19 protein-coding genes, 5 tRNA genes and 1 riboswitch are annotated in these 19,728 nt (G+C 59.6%); of the genes, 5 read left to right on the forward strand and 19 right to left on the reverse strand.

Annotated elements, in window-relative coordinates; genetic code table 11:
* Window positions 1-300: 300 nt before the first annotated feature.
* Window positions 301-377 (reverse strand) — tRNA-Arg (locus tag M5B44_RS10460).
* A gap of 148 nt (window positions 378-525) precedes the next feature.
* Complete coding sequence (locus M5B44_RS10465) at window positions 526-675, reverse strand: hypothetical protein (RefSeq protein WP_248739124.1); 150 nt, start codon at window positions 673-675, stop codon at window positions 526-528.
* Between M5B44_RS10465 and M5B44_RS10470 the strand changes: the two genes are divergently transcribed.
* Both M5B44_RS10470 and M5B44_RS10475 read left to right on the forward strand, forming a co-directional pair.
* Complete coding sequence (locus M5B44_RS10470) at window positions 674-901, forward strand: hypothetical protein (protein ID WP_248739125.1); 228 nt, start codon at window positions 674-676, stop codon at window positions 899-901. The two genes, M5B44_RS10465 and M5B44_RS10470, sit on opposite strands and share 2 nt — an antisense overlap.
* 20 nt (window positions 902-921) lie before the next feature.
* Window positions 922-1,101: a PA3371 family protein gene (locus M5B44_RS10475; protein ID WP_134827818.1), complete on the forward strand. Its 180-nt coding sequence runs from the start codon at window positions 922-924 to the stop codon at window positions 1,099-1,101.
* On the opposite strand, the gene phnN is transcribed toward M5B44_RS10475, so the two are convergent.
* Window positions 1,076-1,645: a phosphonate metabolism protein/1,5-bisphosphokinase (PRPP-forming) PhnN gene (phnN, locus tag M5B44_RS10480; protein ID WP_248739126.1), complete on the reverse strand. Its 570-nt coding sequence runs from the start codon at window positions 1,643-1,645 to the stop codon at window positions 1,076-1,078. The two genes, M5B44_RS10475 and phnN, sit on opposite strands and share 26 nt — an antisense overlap.
* Window positions 1,646-2,034: 389 nt before the next feature.
* Here phnN and M5B44_RS10485 point away from each other — a divergent pair, with 389 nt between their 5' ends.
* Window positions 2,035-2,361, forward strand: a complete 327-nt coding sequence (locus M5B44_RS10485; protein WP_003178899.1) for an Arc family DNA-binding protein — start codon at window positions 2,035-2,037, stop codon at window positions 2,359-2,361.
* 112 nt (window positions 2,362-2,473) lie between these two features.
* Here M5B44_RS10485 and mgtE read toward each other — a convergent pair whose 3' ends face one another.
* Window positions 2,474-3,916: a magnesium transporter gene (mgtE, locus tag M5B44_RS10490; RefSeq protein ID WP_085709728.1), complete on the reverse strand. Its 1,443-nt coding sequence runs from the start codon at window positions 3,914-3,916 to the stop codon at window positions 2,474-2,476.
* A 319-nt stretch (window positions 3,917-4,235) separates the two neighbouring features.
* On the opposite strand from mgtE, the gene M5B44_RS10495 reads away from it, so the two are divergent.
* The gene (locus M5B44_RS10495; RefSeq protein ID WP_248739127.1) at window positions 4,236-4,754 is read left to right on the forward strand and encodes a cell envelope protein SmpA; all 519 of its coding nucleotides are present in this window, start codon (window positions 4,236-4,238) and stop codon (window positions 4,752-4,754) included.
* A gap of 19 nt (window positions 4,755-4,773) precedes the next feature.
* On the opposite strand, the gene M5B44_RS10500 is transcribed toward M5B44_RS10495, so the two are convergent.
* The 8 genes from M5B44_RS10500 to ltaE form a co-directional block, all read right to left on the reverse strand.
* Window positions 4,774-4,850, reverse strand: a tRNA-Arg gene (locus tag M5B44_RS10500).
* Window positions 4,851-4,922: 72 nt separating this feature from the next.
* Window positions 4,923-4,999, reverse strand: a tRNA-Arg gene (locus tag M5B44_RS10505).
* Between the two features lie 72 nt (window positions 5,000-5,071).
* Window positions 5,072-5,148 (reverse strand) — tRNA-Arg (locus tag M5B44_RS10510).
* A gap of 107 nt (window positions 5,149-5,255) precedes the next feature.
* Window positions 5,256-5,346 (reverse strand) — tRNA-Ser (locus M5B44_RS10515).
* Window positions 5,347-5,408: 62 nt separating this feature from the next.
* A complete protein-coding gene (gene csrA, locus M5B44_RS10520) occupies window positions 5,409-5,597 on the reverse strand; it encodes a carbon storage regulator CsrA (protein ID WP_002554426.1) in 189 nt (62 codons plus the stop codon).
* Window positions 5,598-5,784: 187 nt separating this feature from the next.
* The gene (locus tag M5B44_RS10525; RefSeq protein ID WP_007951048.1) at window positions 5,785-7,026 is read right to left on the reverse strand and encodes an aspartate kinase; all 1,242 of its coding nucleotides are present in this window, start codon (window positions 7,024-7,026) and stop codon (window positions 5,785-5,787) included.
* A gap of 90 nt (window positions 7,027-7,116) precedes the next feature.
* Window positions 7,117-9,741 carry an alanine--tRNA ligase gene (gene alaS / locus M5B44_RS10530; protein ID WP_114884912.1) on the reverse strand — a complete coding sequence of 875 codons (2,625 nt, stop codon included), beginning with the start codon at window positions 9,739-9,741 and terminating at the stop codon, window positions 7,117-7,119.
* 146 nt (window positions 9,742-9,887) lie between these two features.
* The gene (ltaE, locus tag M5B44_RS10535; RefSeq protein ID WP_248739128.1) at window positions 9,888-10,892 is read right to left on the reverse strand and encodes a low-specificity L-threonine aldolase; all 1,005 of its coding nucleotides are present in this window, start codon (window positions 10,890-10,892) and stop codon (window positions 9,888-9,890) included.
* Between the two features lie 197 nt (window positions 10,893-11,089).
* Window positions 11,090-11,261: riboswitch (FMN riboswitch) on the forward strand.
* A 102-nt stretch (window positions 11,262-11,363) separates the two neighbouring features.
* On the opposite strand from ltaE, the gene M5B44_RS10540 reads away from it, so the two are divergent.
* Window positions 11,364-11,873, forward strand: a complete 510-nt coding sequence (locus M5B44_RS10540; protein ID WP_134827824.1) for a 6,7-dimethyl-8-ribityllumazine synthase — start codon at window positions 11,364-11,366, stop codon at window positions 11,871-11,873.
* Between the two features lie 45 nt (window positions 11,874-11,918).
* Here M5B44_RS10540 and astE read toward each other — a convergent pair whose 3' ends face one another.
* From astE to M5B44_RS10575, 7 genes are all read right to left on the reverse strand, one after another.
* The gene (gene astE / locus M5B44_RS10545) at window positions 11,919-12,929 is read right to left on the reverse strand and encodes a succinylglutamate desuccinylase (protein WP_085709724.1); all 1,011 of its coding nucleotides are present in this window, start codon (window positions 12,927-12,929) and stop codon (window positions 11,919-11,921) included.
* A 12-nt stretch (window positions 12,930-12,941) separates the two neighbouring features.
* Window positions 12,942-13,232 (reverse strand): hypothetical protein, encoded by a 291-nt coding sequence (locus M5B44_RS10550; RefSeq protein WP_011335531.1) that lies wholly within the window; start codon window positions 13,230-13,232, stop codon window positions 12,942-12,944.
* Between the two features lie 59 nt (window positions 13,233-13,291).
* Window positions 13,292-14,638 (reverse strand): N-succinylarginine dihydrolase, encoded by a 1,347-nt coding sequence (astB, locus tag M5B44_RS10555; protein ID WP_248739129.1) that lies wholly within the window; start codon window positions 14,636-14,638, stop codon window positions 13,292-13,294.
* 73 nt (window positions 14,639-14,711) lie between these two features.
* The gene (gene astD / locus M5B44_RS10560; protein WP_248739402.1) at window positions 14,712-16,181 is read right to left on the reverse strand and encodes a succinylglutamate-semialdehyde dehydrogenase; all 1,470 of its coding nucleotides are present in this window, start codon (window positions 16,179-16,181) and stop codon (window positions 14,712-14,714) included.
* The gene (astA, locus tag M5B44_RS10565) at window positions 16,178-17,203 is read right to left on the reverse strand and encodes an arginine N-succinyltransferase (protein WP_027612638.1); all 1,026 of its coding nucleotides are present in this window, start codon (window positions 17,201-17,203) and stop codon (window positions 16,178-16,180) included. The genes astD and astA overlap by 4 nt, the downstream gene beginning before the upstream one ends.
* Window positions 17,204-17,254: 51 nt before the next feature.
* The gene (aruF, locus tag M5B44_RS10570) at window positions 17,255-18,274 is read right to left on the reverse strand and encodes an arginine/ornithine succinyltransferase subunit alpha (protein ID WP_059404897.1); all 1,020 of its coding nucleotides are present in this window, start codon (window positions 18,272-18,274) and stop codon (window positions 17,255-17,257) included.
* 131 nt (window positions 18,275-18,405) lie between these two features.
* On the reverse strand, window positions 18,406-19,626 hold the full coding sequence (locus M5B44_RS10575) for an aspartate aminotransferase family protein (protein WP_085709721.1): 1,221 nt from the start codon (window positions 19,624-19,626) through the stop codon (window positions 18,406-18,408).
* Window positions 19,627-19,728: the final 102 nt, after the last annotated feature.

Here is a 19,728-nt window from a genome sequence, read left to right on the forward strand (position 1 = left end):
GATTTTTCTATCAGTCAGAAGCTCAGTACCGTCGAAAGATCCAATCAGCGCGCATTCAGCGCAACGAGCAACTGCCCCCCTCATGCTCCTCTATATAGAGAGAAGAACATTCGGGCTCCATGAAAACGCAAAGCCAAGCAATACAAGACAGGAAGCTGAGGTTCGATTCAGAAGCAATGAGCCACCCACGAGACACAACCAGCCCGCGCCGCTTCAGCAAATCAAAGGAGTATGAAAACAACAGACAGCGGTAATCAACCGTGAGACCGGCGGACATCAACAAAGAAGGTTTTGTATAGATGGTGTCCCAGGGCAGGTTCGAACTGCCAACCTTCCCCTTAGGAGGGGGATGCTCTATCCAATTGAGCTACTGAGACATACACGTTGTCGCTTGCAGACGCTGCGCGACGGACGGCGAGCATGTTAACGGCCGAACCCTGATTTGTCATGTCGTCCGTAGGGCATTTTAAGTGTAGGCAGGCGCCCCGCAATCTCGAAGGGCGATTTACCGTGCAATTTGCATCATCAAAAAATAACCGTCATTGCACATTGCAATGCGCCATTTTTTAACCACCCTCTTAAATCATTGTTTTTTAAGGACTTAACAGCGGTTAAACTGTTGGCATGACGACTGCTTCGCTGCTCTGCAGAAGAACGATCGGAGATCAGCCTCATGAACCGCCCCCTCTTGCTTGCAAACGCGATCGCTTTAACGATTCTGGTGGGCTTTCACTTTGCCCCCGAGAGCACTGAACCGGTTGCACAGCGCATGCCGCATTACTTGCAGGTACAAAAGGCGCCACAGTGGGCAGTGCTGAGTGACCAGCGCAGCCACTCGCAAGAAGTCAGCGACCCTCTCGAGACGTCGCAAGCCAAATCAATCGATCGCCTGGTGTTTTGAATCATCTTCAGGAGTACAGAATGTCCAAGTCAGCGGCAGGATTTTTGATCCTCGCCTTATTGAGCGGCGCCCTGCATTTTTCGCTGTTCGAACAAACCGAAGTCACCCCGCCCCTGATCGGTTGCGCCGTTTTTGCAGTGCTGTTCTTGCTTGCACTGGCAGCCGGCCGCAAGTTCAAATTTGATCCGGTACTACGTTGAGCTTCACCCACTCCACAAAATAATCAGCGGCCACCGCCAACTCGCCAGAATTGTCGAGATGGAACACAGGCCTGCTGATTGACCTCCTTTCCAGGAACAAGGCGTTGCGAGCAAGCCTGGCATTGATTTGCTCAAGCGTCTCTCGTCCACGCTTAAGCAGACGCTCCCGCAACACCTCTTCCCTGACAGTCAACAAAACCGGCAACAGCGTCGGATAACCCTCCAGTGCTTGGCGCAGATTCGCGCGCGATCCGTTTACCAATACGTGGCGCCCTGTTTTCAGCCATTGGTCCATTTCAGCAGGAATACCATAGGAGAGTCCGTTCGCCTGCCATGACAATGAAAATTCACCGGCGCGTCGGCGTCGATCAAACTCCTCAGGAGTGACACTGAGCGCATCCTCCCCCACAGATTCCGCCGACCGAGTAATGACGCGGCGCATGACCTCACAATTCAGCAGATGCAAACGCTCACGCGCAGCCTCGATAAGGCTGTCCTTGCCCGAGCCAGATGGCCCCATCAGATAAATAAGCTTGCCATCCATCCTGAAAACGCCCCCGAGCAGGTGTACGCCCCTAGTAAATCGGCCATTTGCCACTATCCTGTACAAGGTAAGGAACAAGGATTCTAGCCGCATAGCATGCACGGTCTGGCGCCTTCGGGCATCAGTTCCTGCACATCAGGACGCGGTCAGAGATACGGGCCGGCTCATTCTTTTCAAACCAGTCCGCATTTCTGATAATTGGTGCTGGCATTACGCCTTTACCCAGATCAATATTTGTCACAGAATTGACGCCAATGATCTGGCAATTTTGAGGCATGATGCGAGCCTCTTAACAATTCAGGTTGAACCATTTGGCGCGGATGCTTGTCCTACGACTCATCCTGCGGCCAATCCCGAGAACCGCTCCCCTGAACTAACCGGTTAAATATATGCGCCCATTGAAACAGGCAATTTATTCCAGCCGTACGGCTGACAAGTTCGTCGTACGCCTGCCAGACGGAATGCGTGAACGCATTGCCGAGGTGGCTCGCAATCATCATCGCAGCATGAACTCCGAGATCATTGCGCGCCTTGAGCAGAGTCTTATTCAGGAAGGCGCACTGGGCGAAGAGCTGAGCATGCGCCTCGACAGCCCGGAGCTTTCGCTGCACGAACGCGAGTTACTGCAACGCTTCCGTCAACTCTCCCACCGCCAGCAGAACGCACTGGTTTCGCTGATCGCCCACGATGCCGAAATGGCCGCAGACGCATCCTGAGTCAAATCGAATATCTCAAGCCAGCATGAATGCTGGCTTTTTTTTGCCCGCAATCCGGGATTTCAAGGACGAAAAAAAGCCCGCCAATCGGCGGGCTGTTCGATACAGGAGATCAGAGCAGGAAAATCGTCGCCAGCCCCAGGAAGATGAAGAAGCCACCACTATCGGTCATGGCCGTGATCATCACGCTAGCCCCCATTGCCGGGTCGCGCCCCATCTTGGCCAGCGTCATCGGGATCAACACCCCCATCAACGCCGCCAGCAGCAGGTTGAGCGTCATCGCTGCCGTCATCACCACGCCAAGCGACCAACTGCCGTAGAGCATGTAAGCCACTACACCGATCACTCCACCCCAGACCAGGCCGTTGATCAACGCAACGGCGAGCTCCTTGCGCATCAGACGCGAAGTATTACCCGTGCTGACCTGATCAAGTGCCATGGCGCGAACGATCATGGTGATCGTCTGGTTGCCGGAGTTACCGCCGATACCCGCCACAATCGGCATCAGAGCGGCCAGCGCCACCAGCTTCTCGATCGACCCTTCGAACAGGCCGATCACCCGCGACGCGACGAACGCCGTGATCAGGTTGATCGCCAGCCACGCCCAACGGTTGCGCAGGGATTTCCAGACGGAAGCGAAAATATCTTCCTCTTCCCGCAGCCCCGCCATGTTGAGGACTTCGCTTTCGCTCTCCTCACGAATCAGATCGACCATTTCGTCGATGGTCAGACGACCGATCAGCTTGCCGTTCTTGTCGACCACCGGTGCCGAGATCAAGTCGTAACGCTCGAACGCCTGAGCGGCGTCGTAGGCATCTTCGTCCGGGTGGAAACTCACCGGATCGCTGGCCATCACTTCGGAAACCTGTTTCTCCGGATCATTGACCAGCAATCGCTTGATCGGCAGCACGCCCTTGAGCACACCGTCGTAATCGACCACGAACAGCTTGTCGGTATGACCCGGCAGCTCTTTGAGACGGCGCAGGTAACGCAGGACCACTTCGAGGCTGACATCCTCGCGGATAGTCACCATCTCGAAGTCCATCAGCGCACCGACCTGCTCCTCGTCGTAGGAGAGAGCCGAACGCACGCGCTCGCGTTGCTGCTGATCCAGAGTCTCCATCAGCTCATGGACGACGTCTCGCGGCAGCTCGGAGGCCAGGTCAGCAAGTTCGTCGGCATCCATGTCCTTGGCAGCAGCCAGGAGCTCGTGATCGTCCATGTCGGCGATCAGCGTTTCACGGACGGAGTCGGATACTTCGAGAAGAATGTCGCCGTCGCGATCAGCCTTGACCAACTGCCAGAGCGTCAGACGATCGTCCAGCGGCAGGGCTTCAAGAATGTAGGCAACGTCGGCGGAGTGCAGATCATCGAGCTTGCGTTGCAGCTCGACGAGATTTTGCCGGTGGACCAGGTTCTCGACCCGGTCATGATGTGCGCCTTCCTGGCGGTGAGTCAGGTCTTCGACGACCCGCTGGCGCTGCAGCAGCTCAACGACCTGAGCCAGGCGATCCTGCAGGCTTTCCTGTGTTTTCTTTACTTCGATTTCGGACATAGGCGAACTCCACTCCCAGCAGCGGGGCACGCCGGAAGGATCAATCAGTCAATTCATGATTGGTAAAACGGGGTACTGAGTATCTACTGGGTAAGTCCATGGAAGTTTTCCATAAGCCCCGGCGGGGCTGACGGGCGCAATGATACACCGCCTGACGGTTTTAAACGTTAAAAATCTAGGCTGAAACAAGCGCTTGCGAGACAAAGCTGAGCGCCGTCCTGACTCTTCAGACTCCGACGACTCATCCTGAAAAGAAAACACACCGGCGCTGAAAAAACTGCCGGCTACGCTTGAAAGGGATCGTCATGGAGGACGCCGAATGCCATCGAAAACATCCCGACTCATGCTGACCACCCTGCTCTGCCTCCCATCCACAGGGAACACAACGACACTTCACCGCTGCGAAGCTGCTGACGGCAGCCTCACATTCACGACGCTGAGTTGCGCCAACAATGAGCGCCTTTCACTTCAGGAGGTACGCCCCTACTCGCCCGGCTCGACAGTGGCATTGATACCCGAAGCCCGACACGAAGAAATATCCGGCATGAATATCAGAAAGCGGGAAATGGCCGTCGTAGGGCGCACCCAAGACAAATGCGGAGACCTGATCGACGCACGACAGAAGCGCGAAGCAATCATCAATCAACGAATCATCGCCGGCATGAGCCAGCAGGATGTTGAAAGCGCCCTGGGAAAGCCTGACAAGATCAGCATCCGCAATTCGGCAACGACTTATCGTTACGACCTCAAGCGAGGCCGCAGTGCTCAGGTCGATTTTGATGAGAAAGGATGCGTGACAGGAAAACTCAAATCCCGGACAGCAAAAAGCCCGCGTTAAACGCGGGCTTTCTGGTATATGGTGCACTCGACAGGATTCGAACCTGTGACCGCTCGGTTCGTAGCCGAGTACTCTATCCAGCTGAGCTACGAGTGCAATTTGTGTTTTTAGACCAGACCACAACTGGCTGAAGCCAAGTTATTTACATTGCTGCAACTAACTCTTAAATGGTGCACTCGACAGGATTCGAACCTGTGACCGCTCGGTTCGTAGCCGAGTACTCTATCCAGCTGAGCTACGAGTGCATTTGTGTTTGTTAGACCAGATCACACCTGGTTGAAGCCGAGTCACTTACATTGCTGCAACTGACTCTTAAATGGTGCACTCGACAGGATTCGAACCTGTGACCGCTCGGTTCGTAGCCGAGTACTCTATCCAGCTGAGCTACGAGTGCATTTGTTGCGCCGCATTATAGCCCGTCTAATCTCTATTCCAACCACTTTTTCTACTAATTTCAACAACTTACAGAAAAAGCCAGATTACAACGTACTAAGCAAATAATGGCGGAGAACGGGGGATTCGAACCCCCGACACCCTTGTGAGGTGTACTCCCTTAGCAGGGGAGCGCCTTCGGCCACTCGGCCAGCTCTCCGCAACACGGGGCGTATCTTAACCAACCTTTTCCCCGTTTGCAAACATAAAAATCAATAAAAATTAATGACTTGGTTCTTCGTCCTTCTCTTTCTTTATACGCAGGTAGATTTCCTCACGGTGCACGGCGACCTCTTTCGGGGCATTGACGCCGATACGCACTTGATTTCCTTTGACGCCGAGCACGGTCACGGTGATTTCGCCATCACCGATAATCAGGCTTTCTGCGCACCGACGAGTCAGAATCAGCATACCTTTCTCCTCACGCGAATCATTTCAGGGACAACAGTCTGCAAAAAAAAGGCACCCGACCTACAACCGGAGCGATCGTAGCCCTACATGCCTGAGTATTGACCAGCGCGAGCAAAAGAACAGTTCAGGGCTCGCGCCATTCAAAAAATAAAGGGCGCGGTCAGACCGCGCCCTTCATTGACCAGGATTACTCGCCCTGACGGGCTGGAGCATCCAGTTCGAAAGCCGTGTGCAGGGCGCGCACGGCCAGTTCCAGGTATTTCTCTTCGATCACGACGGAAACCTTGATTTCCGAAGTCGAGATCATCTGGATGTTGATACTTTCCTTCGCCAGGGATTCGAACATGCGGCTGGCCACGCCTGCGTGGGAACGCATGCCGACGCCGACGATCGAGACCTTGGCGATCTTGGTGTCGCCGACGACTTCACGGGCACCGATCTCGCGAGCGGTGTTTTCCAGCACGGTCTGCGCGGACTGGTAGTCGTTGCGGTGCACGGTGAAGGTGAAGTCGGTGGTGTTATCGTGCGCGACGTTCTGCACGATCATGTCGACTTCGATGTTCGCGGCACTGATCGGGCCGAGAATCTTGAACGCCACGCCCGGGGTGTCTGGCACGCCACGGATGGTCAGCTTGGCTTCATCGCGATTGAAAGCGATGCCGGAAATGATCGGCTGTTCCATGGTTTCCTCTTCATCAATAGTAATGAGGGTGCCCGGACCCTCCTTGAAGCTGTGCAGTACGCGCAGCGGAACGTTGTACTTGCCGGCAAACTCCACGGCACGGATCTGCAGCACCTTGGAACCGAGGCTGGCCATTTCCAGCATCTCTTCGAACGTGATCTTGTCCAGACGCTGAGCAACCGATACCACACGCGGGTCGGTGGTGTAGACACCATCGACGTCGGTGTAGATCTGGCATTCGTCAGCCTTCAACGCAGCGGCCAGCGCCACGCCGGTGGTGTCGGAACCGCCACGACCCAGGGTCGTGATGTTGCCGTGCTCGTCGACGCCCTGGAAACCGGCGACCACAACCACACGACCGGCCTTCAGATCACCGCGAATCTTCTGGTCATCAATCTGCAAGATACGCGCTTTATTGTGCGCACTGTCCGTCAGGATCCGCACCTGGTTGCCGGTGTACGACACCGCCGGCACACCGCGCTTGATCAGCGCCATGGCCAACAGGGCGATCGTCACCTGCTCACCGGTGGAAACGATCACGTCCAGTTCACGCGGAACCGGTTGATCTTCGCCACTGATTTGCTTGGCCAGATCGATCAGACGGTTGGTTTCGCCGCTCATTGCAGACAGCACAACCACCAGGTCATCGCCGGCATCACGGAATTTCTTAACCTTGTCGGCGACCTGCTCGATTCTCTCGACAGTGCCGACCGAGGTGCCTCCAAATTTCTGTACGATCAAAGCCATTTCAAAGCCGCCTCTGCCCATGAAGGGCGCCCAATAATCACTCGAACAGCCGCCGGGCCCGCCACTAGACTGCGGGCCCGACAGACCGTCTTATAAACCCTGCTCGACGAATGGAACGGTCAGCGCCAGTGCGCTATCCAGTGCGCCGGCGTCGACACCGCCGCCCTGCGCCATGTCCGGACGACCACCGCCCTTCCCGCCCACTGCCGCAGCAGCCTGTTTCATCAAATCACCGGCTTTGAGTTGGCCAGTCAGGTCCTTAGTCACGCCTGCAACCAGTACGACCTTTTCCTCATGGACACTGCCGAGCAGGATCACTGCGCGGCCGAGTTTGTTTTTCAGCTGATCGACCAGCGCCAGCAGCGCCTTGCCGTCCTGACCATCCAGACGCACGGCCAGAACTTTCACGCCCTTGACGTCCACGGCCGAGGCCGACAGATCGTCGCCTGCGGCAGCAGCGGCCTTGGCCTGCAACTGCTCGAGCTGCTTCTCCAGCGCGCGGTTGCGCTCCAGTACGGCCGACAGCTTGTCGATCAGGTTTTCGCGGCTGCCCTTGACCAGGCTGGCCGCTTCCTTGAGTTGTTCTTCAGCAGCGTTCAAGTAAGCCAGCGCCGCAGCGCCGGTGACCGCTTCGATACGACGCACACCCGATGCCACACCGCCTTCGCTGATGATTTTCAGCAGGCCGATGTCGCCGGTACGGTTGGCGTGGATACCGCCACACAGCTCGACGGAGAAATCACCACCCATGCTCAGCACGCGCACGTTGTCGCCGTACTTCTCGCCGAACAGCGCCATGGCGCCTTTCTGCTTGGCGGTTTCGATGTCGGTTTCTTCGGTTTCAACGGCGGAGTTCTTGCGGATTTCGGCGTTGACGATGTCTTCCAGAGCCTTGATCTGCTCAGGCTTGATCGCTTCAAAGTGACTGAAGTCGAAACGCAGGCGCTGACTGTCGACCAGCGAGCCTTTCTGTTGAACGTGATCGCCCAGCACTTTTCGCAATGCGGCGTGCAGCAAGTGCGTGGCCGAGTGGTTCAACGAAGTGGCGTGACGCACGTCGGCTTCGACGTGGGTTTCCACCGGCGCGCCAACGATCAGGCTGCCCGACGCCAGTACGCCGTGGTGCAGGAATGCGCCGCCGGTCTTGGTGGTGTCGCGCACGTCGAAACGGCTGTTGCCGGCCTGCAGGTAACCGCAATCACCGACCTGGCCGCCGGATTCGGCGTAGAACGGGGTCTGGTTCAGCACCACAACGCCTTCCTGCCCTTCACTCAAGACGTCCACGGACTGGCCATCTTTATAGAGAGCAACGACTTTCGCCGAACCGCTGGTAGCGTGGTAGCCGGTGAATTCGGTATCGACATCAACCTTGACCAGGCTGTTGTAGTCCAGGCCGAAGGAGCTGGCGGAACGTGCACGGACGCGCTGGGCTTCCATTTCACGCTCGAAACCGGCTTCGTCGATGGTCAGGCTGCGCTCGCGGGCGATGTCCGCGGTCAGGTCCATCGGGAAACCGTAGGTGTCGTAGAGTTTGAACACTACGTCGCCTGGAACCACGTCGCCCTTGAGTTCGGCCAGATCCTGCTCGAGGATTTTCAGGCCCTGCTCCAGGGTCTTGGCGAATTGCTCTTCTTCGGCTTTCAGTACGCGCTCGATGTGCGCCTGCTGGGATTTCAGCTCCGGGAATGCTTCGCCCATCTCGGCCACGAGAGCGGCAACGATCTGGTAGAAGAAGCTGCCCTTGGCGCCCAGCTTGTTGCCGTGACGGCAGGCGCGACGGATGATCCGGCGCAGCACGTAGCCACGGCCTTCGTTGGACGGCAGCACGCCGTCGGCAATCAGGAAGCCGCAGGAACGGATGTGGTCAGCCACGACTTTCAGGGACGCCTGATTATCGTTGCTGCAACCGATGGCCTTGGCCGAAGCAGCCAGCAGGCTCTGGAACAGGTCGATTTCATAGTTCGAGTGAACGTGCTGCAGCACGGCACTGATCCGCTCCAGGCCCATGCCGGTGTCCACCGACGGCGCTGGCAGCGGGTGCAACACGCCATCGGCGGTGCGGTTGAACTGCATGAACACGTTGTTCCAGATTTCGATGTAACGGTCGCCGTCTTCTTCCGGCGAGCCCGGCGGGCCGCCCCAGATGTCGGCGCCGTGATCGTAGAAAATCTCGGTGCAAGGACCGCACGGGCCGGTATCGCCCATGGTCCAGAAGTTGTCGGAGGCGTAAGGCGCACCCTTGTTGTCGCCGATGCGCACCATGCGCTCGGCCGGCACACCGACTTCCTTGGTCCAGATGTCGTAGGCCTCGTCATCGCTGGCGTAGACGGTGACCCACAGCTTTTCCTTCGGCAGGTTCAGCCACTTCTCGGAGGTCAGAAAGTTCCAGGCGTAGGTGATGGCATCACGCTTGAAGTAATCGCCGAAGCTGAAGTTACCCAGCATTTCGAAGAAGGTGTGGTGACGGGCGGTGTAACCGACGTTTTCCAGGTCGTTGTGCTTGCCGCCGGCGCGCACGCATTTCTGGCTGGAGACGGCGCGGGTGTACGCGCGCTTTTCCTGGCCCAGGAAGCAGTCCTTGAACTGGTTCATCCCCGCGTTGGTGAACAGCAGGGTTGGGTCGTTGCCCGGAATCAAAGAGCTGGAGGCTACACGGGTGTGGCCTTGCTCTTCGAAGAAGCGAAGGAAGGCTTCACGGATTTCTGCGCTTTTCATTAGGTTCTTCCACGGAGGCTGCGGCCAAAGGCCTGTACGAAACGTCAACAGACGAAACGACGGCAAAGGGCCGCATTATATCGGCCCTGCGCGCGGGGTACAGCGTGTTTATACGATAGAAACGGTCAATTGAGGGGCTAACGCTGTCACTTGCGCGAAAACTCGACGAATGTCGCGATCACTTGCTCGATTTGCGAGCGATTGACGTCCATGTGCGTGACCATCCGCAGACGGGCGGCAGCGCTCAGTTTAATCCCGCGCTCGGCGGCAAACGCCTTGATCGCCTCGGCACGGTCGCCCATCTGCACGTAAACCATGTTGGTCTGCACTGGCTCGACGGTGAAACCGGCCTCGCGCAGGCCTTCGGCCAGGAATTGCGCATTGGCATGGTCATCCGCCAGACGCTCGACGTTGTGATCCAGCGCATACAAACCTGCCGCCGCCAGCAATCCGGCCTGACGCATGCCGCCGCCGACCATTTTGCGCAGGCGCCGCGCCTTGCCGATCAACTCGGCCGAACCGCAAAGCACCGAACCGACCGGCGCGCCGAGGCCTTTGGACAGGCACACCGATACCGAATCGAAGTGCTGCGTGATCTCACGGGCATCGACCCCGAGCTTGACCGCCGCGTTGTATAGCCGCGCACCGTCCAGATGCAACTGGAGGCCATTGTCCCGAGTGAACTGACGCGCCCGGGCCAGATACTCCATCGGCAACACCTTGCCCTGCATGGTGTTTTCCAGTGCCAGCAGGCGGGTGCGGGCGAAGTGGAAATCATCAGGCTTGATCGCCGCTGCCACCTGATCCAGGTCCAGCGAGCCATCGGCCTGCACTTCCAGCGGCTGCGGCTGGATCGAGCCGAGCACCGCTGCGCCGCCGCCCTCGTACTTATAGGTATGCGCCTGCTGCCCGACGATGTATTCATCACCGCGTTCGCAATGGGCCATCAAGCCCAGCAGGTTGCTCATGGTGCCGGTCGGCACGAACAGCGCGGCGGCAAAACCCAACCGTTTTGCCAGTTCGGTTTCCAGACGATTGACCGTCGGATCTTCGCCATACACGTCGTCACCGGTGTCGGCACGGGTCATCGCGTCCAGCATGGCGGGAGTCGGTTGGGTGACGGTGTCGCTGCGAAGATCGATAACGCTCATGAACCTGGCCTCTGGTCAGCAGGGGAAATCCCTTTTCGTAGAGGAATTACTGCGGGCATGGCGCAGATTAATCAACCCTTGCGCAAGGAAAAGTCGTTTCCACGCTCCGAAAAAACCGATGGCAATCATCACAAAGGCGCAATGCACAGCCCGGCAATCTGTGATAAAAACGCTGCGCCGCCCGATAAAGGGCGGCGAAACGTTCTCAGGGCGGGGTGCAATTCCCCACCGGCGGTAATTGCGCGCAATGCGCATAGCCCGCGAGCGCTTGGTGACGGGCACGGCAAAAACCGTGAGCGGCGGCAAGGTCAGCAGACCCGGTGTGATTCCGGGGCCGACGGTCACAGTCCGGATGAAGAGAGAACGGGATTGACGCCAAAGGGCCGTCCGCCGTGTTCGCGCGAGCGTGCGTACCCTTGAATCCCTTTCGATTCATAACGCCCTGTTTTTCACACAAACAGGAGTCAGAACATGCAACCCACCGCTATCGACAGCAAAAGCAAACACCCTCACGGCGAGCGCGTCGCGTTCATCCAGGCCTGCTGGCACAAGGAAATCGTCGATCAGAGCCGTAAAGGCTTCCTCGCCGAAATGATCGCTCAGGGTTATCAGGAATCGGACATCGATTTCTTCGAAGTCGGCGGCGCCTTTGAAATGCCCCTGCACGCCAAGCTGCTGGCCAAGACCGGCCGTTATGCCGGTATCGTTGCCGCCGCCCTGGTGGTGGACGGCGGGATCTACCGTCACGAGTTCGTCGCCCAGTCGGTGGTCAGCGGCCTGATGCAGGTTCAGCTGGAAACCGAAGTGCCGGTGTTCTCGGTATCCCTGACCCCGCACCACTTCCATGCCGGCGAAGAACACTACAAGTTCTTCTTCGAGCATTTCGTGCACAAGGGTCAGGAAGCGGCGAAGACTTGCGCGGATACGCTGCAGAAAGTGCGTGCGCTGCGCCGCACCGAGCCGCGTGCTGTAGCGGTCTGATGCAATAACGATCTCCCCCGCGCGCTGCGTGGGGGAGATTCAGTTTCAGGCGAGATTTTCGTCAGTGGTCGGCACGATCAGAATGCCCGCCCGCAGGCCGTTCTTGACCTTGGGGTTCGGGAAAATAATCCGCGCGCCCTGCTCTTCGATGATCCAGCGGGTATTGGCCAGGTCTTCGGCCAGCACATAACCCACATCCAGTTCCGAAAAGTTTTCGATGTCCGCCGGCAGGTTCAGGCGGAACGAGTCACTGTGCTTGATGATTTCCCGGGCCACGCTGAACAGTTGCAGACCGTCCAGGCCCTGCTCGGCCATCTCAGGCTCGGTGCCTTCGATGATCTGCTTCAGACGGGTTTCCAGCAGCGACACATTGACCCCGGCGTTCTGCCCGAACGGCCGCGCCTTGCCCAGTTCCAGGGTGAAGGACTCGGCACCGAGCTTGTCGTAGGTGTAGGAACTGAAGACGATCGACGGTTTATTCTGCAACAGCACCGCCTCCATGCCGGCGGCGCGCAGGCGGGCCAGTTCAAGGCGGGAGTGCTGGCGCCCTTCCTTCCACGGATACAACGCAAACTGTTCGATCTTCGAACCGCGAATCGCCGTGTGCAGGTCGTAGTGCAGTCGCTGACGATCCGGCACGCTGAAGAAGCTCGCGGCCAGGCGTTCCAGCTCGCAGGCGCGCAGGGCTTCGGAACCGCTGCTTTGTTCGTGACGGCCGTTGAACAGCCGATTGACATCCTGTTCGATGAAACGCTCGCCCTTGCGAATCGCTTCCGGGTTGCCGAACAGGAACAGAATGCGTGCGCGCGGCTTCAAGTCGCCGCGGGCGATGTCATGCAGCAGCCGGTCGAGCAATTCGATCGGTGCCGTTTCGTTGCCGTGGATGCCTGCCGACAGCAACAGGTCCAGGCCATTGTCGCGCGCTTCGGGTGGCCGGACTTCCAGCGCACCCTCGCTCAGCCAGCGCATGCGCACGCCTTCGACAGTCAGTTGAGTCTTCTCCGCCGGTTCGCGGCCGGCGAGGGTCAGTTCAAGCAGTTTGCCGAGGGCGAGCATAGAGCGGTTTCCTTAGTGGTCGTGGTTGCAATCTGGGCCGTGCACGTGACCGTCATCGTCGCCGAGGTCAGCCGGTTCCATCTCCAGTTGCAGACTTACCAGATTAGTCGCCAATGGGCGCAGCAGCAGGTTGGCGTACTCTTCGTCGCCTTCTTCGACGTCCACGCCGATCAGCAGCTGGCCGCGGCCGTCCTGCTGGATCCACAGCTCTTTGCCTTGCCACATGACCGCGACGCGGGTGCAGGACGTTTGCAGTTGCGTGCCGTCGGTGTCTTCAAGGATCAGCTGCAGGGAATCGCTCATGTTTTACGCTCTCTTGGGGAGATGGAACCGTGCGTCGCGACGAAGCGGCGCACCGGTCATCAATTGATCTGGAATGGATAAACCGCGCCCAGTTTAAGGATTTGCGTCAGTTCATCCAGTGCCGTCCGGCATTCAAGCAGCAATTGCGGATCCGCCAGATCGCTTTCGCTCAGACGGTCGCGATAGTGCTTTTCAACCCATGCGGTCAACGAACCGTACAACGGGGCGGTCATGATAACCCCTGGGTTGACGGCCGCCAGTTCGGTTTCGTTGAGCGCGACGCGCAGTCGCAAACACGCCGGGCCACCGCCGTTCTGCATGCTTTGCTTGAGGTCGAAGACCTTCACTTCGCGGATCAGGCCGCCGGAGCTGGTCAGGCCTTGCAGATAGTTCCATACGCGCTCGTTGCCACGGCACTCTTCCGGCACGATCAGCAACATCGAACCATCAGGGCGCGACAGCAACTGGCTGTTGAACAGATAGGAACGCACCGCATCGTCCACGGTGACCGCCGAACGCGGCACGCAGACCGACTGGAACTTGCCGCCGACCTTGGCCAGTTTGGCTTGCAGTTCTGCCAGCATGTTCTCGGTGTCGAGGAATGCGTCCTCGTGATAGAACAGCACCTCGCCGTTGCCCACCGCGATCACGTCGTTGTGGAAAACGCCCTGATCGATCACCGCCGGATTCTGCTGTGCGTAGACCACGCCGTCGTCACGCAGGCCGTGCAGACGGGCGACCGCTTGCGACGCTTCGAGGGTCTGGCGCGCCGGGTATTTCTGCGGCGCCGGGTAACGGGTGTCGAACGCACTGCGACCGAACACGAAGAACTCGACGCCGGCATCGCCGTACTCACGGCAGAAACGTGTGTGGTTGGCTGCGCCTTCGTCGCCGAACTGTGCCACTGCCGGCAATGCGGCGTGGTGAGCGAAGTGCTGCTGGTCGGCGAACATCGCACCCAGTACGCGACTGGTGGTCGGGTGCTCGATGCTGCGGTGATATTTGCAGTTCAGGTTGGCGGCGGTGAAGTGCACGCGACCATCGGCGGTGTCGGCACTCGGGCTGACCGTGGCGGCGTTGGCCACCCACATGCTCGACGCCGAGCAGCTGGCGACCAGCAGCGGCATCGCTTCTTTCGCGGCGCGCTCGATCACCTGGGCATCGGTGCCGCTGAAACCCAGACGGCGCAGAGCGGCCACGTCCGGACGTTCCTGGGGTGCGAGGACGCCCTGCTGAAAGCCCATTTCCATCAGCGCTTTCATTTTCGCCAGGCCTTGCAGCGCCGCTTCCTTCGGGTTCGAGGACTGCTGGCTGTTGCTCTGGGACGCAACGTTGCCGTAGGACAGACCACCGTAGTTATGGGTCGGCCCCACTAGACCGTCAAAATTGACTTCAAAGGATTTCATCAGCGAGGCTCCACGAGAATCTGTTTTTATAGGCATCAAATAACAATCGAGTGCAATCGAGGCGCGACGCGCCTCACGCCATCTTCACGCCAGGCGTCAGGGCCGCCGGCAATACCAGGCTCGGGGTTTCCAGCGAGGCCACCGGGTACGCGCAGTAATCCGCCGCGTAGTAGGCGCTGGCGCGATGGTTGCCCGAAGCGCCGACACCGCCGAACGGCGCGCTGCTCGCAGCACCCGTCAGTTGCTTGTTCCAGTTGACGATACCGGCGCGGCTTTCCAGCCAGAACTGCTGATAGCGCTCTTCGGAATCCGACAGCAGGCCAGCGGCCAGGCCAAACGCGGTGTCGTTGGCTTCGGCAATCGCCGCCGCGAAATCGGCGTAGCGGATCACTTGCAGCAACGGGCCGAACAGTTCTTCGTCGGAGCGATCGGCAACCGCCGTCACATCAACGATGCCCGGGGTCAGCAACGCCGACTGGGCCTGTGGTTGAGTCATTGCCAGCAGCGAAACAGCGCCGTTGGCCAACAAATGCGCCTGGGCATCCATCAACGCTTTCGCCGCGCCGAGGGAAACCACCGAGCCCATGAACGGCGCCGGCTGCTGATCAAACGCGCCGACCTCGATGGTCGAGCTGACGTCCACCAGACGCTTGAGCAGACTGTCGCCCCACGCACCTTGCGGCACCAGCAGACGACGGGCGCAGGTGCAGCGCTGACCGGCGGAAATGAACGCCGATTGAATGATCGTGTACACCGCGGCATCGAGGTCAGCGACCTCATCGACCACCAGCGGGTTGTTGCCGCCCATTTCCAGCGCGAGGATCTTGTCCGGACGACCGGCGAACTGCTGGTGCAGGTGATTGCCGGTACGACTCGAACCGGTGAAGAACAGACCGTCGATGCCCGGATTCGCCGCCAGAGCGATACCGGTTTCGCGGGCGCCTTGCAGCAGGTTCAGCACACCAGCCGGAAGACCGGCTTCGATCCAGCACTTGACCGTCAGCTCGGCGACTTTCGGGGTCAGCTCGCTTGGCTTGAACAGCACGCTGTTACCGGCCAGCAGCGCCGGCACGATGTGGCCGTTCGGCAAATGGCCGGGGAAGTTGTAAGGGCCGAACACTGCCACCACGCCGTGGGGCTTGTGGCGCAATACGGCGGTGGCGTCGCCCAACGGGCCGCTCTTTTCGCCGGTACGTTCGCGGTAGCTCTGCACCGAGATCGCGATCTTGTTGACCATGCTGGTGACTTCGGTCGCGGCTTCCCACAACGGCTTGCCGGTTTCCTCACCGATGGTGCGGGCCAGTTCGTCGGCGTGGTTTTTCAGCGCAGCGGCGAACGCCTCGAGCACACTGATGCGCTCTTCGAGCGTCCGACGGGCCCAGCCCGGGAACGCCTGACGCGCAGCCTGCACGGCCGACTCGACCTGAGCGGCAGTGGCGCCCTCCCCCGACCACAGCACTTGCTGGGTCACCGGGTTCAGCGATTGAAAAGCATCGCCCTGACCGGCCAGCCACTCACCTGCGATGTATAGCGAATTCATTATTTCGACTCCCGGGCAGCAGACAACGCCACGGCGCGTACCTGATCGCCAGCGTTGAGTTGAAGACGTTTGGCGGTCAGCGGATCGACCACCAGCGTACCGGCGGCCAGACGGGCCGGCGCAGCCGTGATGCGGCAGTCTTCGCGTTTGCGGTTATGGATGATGAACGGCGTCGCGTCGTCGCCCGGCGTGCCGATGGCCAGCACCAGCGCCTCGCTGTCACGCACCGCGCGGATCTTGCTGGTCTCGCACTCGATGGCTGGACCGGCGTCGAAGATGTCGACGTAACCCTGATAGCTGAAGCCTTCGCTCTTGAGCATCGCCAGCGCCGGCTCGGTGTCCGGGTGCACCTGGCCGATGACGTTGCGTGCGTCCGGCGACAGGAAGCAGGTGTACAGCGGGAATTTCGGCATCAGCTCAGCAATGAACGCCTTGTTGCCGACGCCGGTCAGGTAATCGGCCTGGCTGAATTCCATCTTGAAGAAGTGACGGCCCAGGCTTTCCCAGAACGGCGAACGGCCCGCTTCATCGGATACGCCGCGCATCTCGGCGATGATCTTGTTGCCGAACAACTCAGGGAACTCGGCGATGAACAGCATCCGCGCCTTGGACAGCATGCGACCGTTGAGGCCGGTGCGGTAATCGGCGTGCAGGAACAGCGAGCACAGCTCGGAGTTGCCGGTCAGGTCGTTGGCCAGGAACAGCGTCGGGATCTCGCGATAGATGTTCAGCTCCTGCGAGGCGCTGACAGTCAGGCCGACGCGGAAGTTGTACCAAGGCTCGCGCAGACCGACGGCGCCGGCGATGGCGGAAATCCCCACCACGCGACCATTGTCGTCTTCGAGCACGAACAGGTAGTCCGCGTCGCCACGGCCGGCTTCACCGCGAAAGGTCTTCTCGGCCCAGCCGACCCGGTGAGTCAGGCGCTCTTCGTTGGCCGGCAAGGTGGTCAGGCCGGTGCCGGTGCTGCGGGCCAGGTCGATCAGAGCAGACAAATCGCTGCTGCGTACGGGACGAACAATCATGCTATCTCCTCAAACGGGCCGCCGTGGCCACCCGTGAAACTCGCTAAGGCGTTAAACCGCCACCAGGCGCACGCTGGCACCTTCACCGACGCCCAGGGCTTCGGCCGCTTCCAGATCCAGGGTCACCGGCTTGCCCGGTGCGTAATCCAGTTCCAGCAATACCGCGCGGTAATCCTGCAACTGAGCATTGGCCACCAGATACTGGCGCCCGGCACCTTTGACCGGCTCGCCGATCTTCACCGGCACCACACGGCTCTGGGCGATCGAACGGATCCCCGAAACGCGCGCATGCAGGGTCGGGCCGCCGTCGAAAATGTCGATGTAGTGATCGGTCTCGAAGCCTTCGCGCATCAGGATGTCGAAGGTGATCTGCGCACGCGGGTGCACCTGGCCCATCGCTTCCTGAGCGGAGTCCGGCAGCAGCGGCACGTAGATCGGGTAATGCGGCATCAGTTCGGCGAGGAATGTGCGGCTTTTCAGGCCACACAAACGCTCGGCCTCGGCGTAGTTCAGGTCGAAGAAGTTGCGACCGATGGCGTCCCAGAATGGCGAGTCGCCGTTCTCGTCGCTGTAACCGACGATCTCGGTCACCACCGAATCGGCGAAACGCTCCGGATGGCTGGCGACGAACAGCAGACGGCCACGGGAGTTGAGTTCGGCCCACGGCGAACCCACCAGCTCGCGCTGCACGTAGAAACTGGTCAGCAAGCTGTTGCCGGTCAGGTCGTGGCACTGCGAGAGCACGTGAATCTTGTTGTGGATCTTCAGCTCGCGGGAAGCGTGCACGAAGGTCTCGTTGCGAAAGCTGTAGAACGGCTCGGAATAACCGGCCGACGCGACGATCGCCGAGCAGCCCACCAGTTTGCCGGTGGCGGAGTCTTCGAGGACGAAGAAGTAACTCTCTTCACCGTTGAAACTCACTTCGGCGGCAAACGAGGCTTCGCTCGCGGCGATCTTGTCGCTCAGGCGTTCAACGTCATCCGGCAAGGAAGTGACACCAATCGGGCTGTCCGCAGCCAGACGCTGTACCTCGCCCAGATCAGCCATTTGCGCGGGGCGCATCACCAGCATGGTGTCACTCCTTTCTCTACTTCAGGTCGGCGAAAGCGCCGACTCGGGAAAAAAATGCCGGGCAGGCCCGGCACAGGAAATTTGTCCCGCTGCCAGTCCATGACGACAGGCAGCGGGCGGTCTTGCATGAATCAGGCTTGAGTCAGTTTCGCAGCAGCACGTTCGAAGCGATCCAGACCGGCGTCGATGTCCGCGTCTTCAACCACCAGGCTCGGGGCGAAACGGATCACGTCCGGGCCGGCCTGCAGAATCATCAGGCCTTCTTTTTCAGCGGCGTTGAAGATGTCCTTGGCCTTGCCTTTCCAGGCATCGCTCAGCACGCAACCGATCAGCAGACCGAGACCACGCACCTGGGTGAACAGGCCGTACTTCTCGCCGATCTGTTGCAGGCGGGTCTTGAACTTGTCGTGCTTGGCGTTGACGCCGTTCAGCACCTCAGGGGTGTTGATCACGTCGATTACCGCTTCGGCCACGGCGCATGCCAGCGGGTTGCCGCCGTAAGTGGTGCCGTGAGTGCCGACGACCAGGTGCTTGGCCAGCGCTTCGGTGGTCAGCATTGCGGCGATCGGGAAACCGCCGCCCAGGCTCTTGGCGCTGGTCAGGATGTCCGGAACCACACCGAAATGCTGGTAGGCGAACAGGTTGCCGGTACGGCCCATGCCGGTCTGCACTTCGTCGAACACCAGCAGCGCGTTGTTCGCGTCGCACAGTTCACGGGCGCCTTGCAGGTAAGCCAGCTCGGCCGGCAGTACACCACCCTCGCCCTGGATCGGTTCCAGAACGACCGCGCAGGTCTTGTCCGAAACAGCGGCTTTCAGTGCCGCCAGATCGTTGTACGGCACGTGGGTGATGCCGGTGATTTTCGGGCCGAAACCATCGGAGTACTTCGACTGGCCACCGACGTTCACGGTGAACAGGGTGCGGCCGTGGAAGCTGTTGAGCGCAGCGATGATTTCGTACTTCTCGGTGCCGAAACGGTCGAATGCGACACGACGGGCCAGCTTGAAGGCGGCCTCGTTGGCTTCGGCGCCGGAGTTGCAGAAGAACACGCGCTCGGCAAAGGTGGCGTCGATCAGCTTGTGCGCCAGGCGCAGGGCCGGCTCGTTGGTGAACACGTTGGACACGTGCCACAGCTTGTTCGCCTGCTCGGTCAAGGCACCGACCAGCGCCGGATGCGCATGGCCCAATACGTTGACGGCGATGCCGCCGGCAAAGTCGATCAGCTCGCGGCCGGCCTGATCCCAGACGCGGGAACCGGCGCCACGCACCGGAATGAAAGCGGCAGGCGCGTAGTTGGGAACCATAACCTGGTCGAAATCGGCGCGTTGTACCGCAGCGTGCTCAACGGACATCGGAGTCTCCTGATGAGGGCCACCCGCCTGAAACTGGCGAGCGATGGGGGGATTGTAAGGACAGTTTTATGCCCGGCCTTGTCGCCAAGCGACAACTTCTTA

Source organism: Pseudomonas sp. MWU12-2029, assembly GCF_023242425.1.
Lineage (GTDB): Bacteria > Pseudomonadota > Gammaproteobacteria > Pseudomonadales > Pseudomonadaceae > Aquipseudomonas > Aquipseudomonas kribbensis.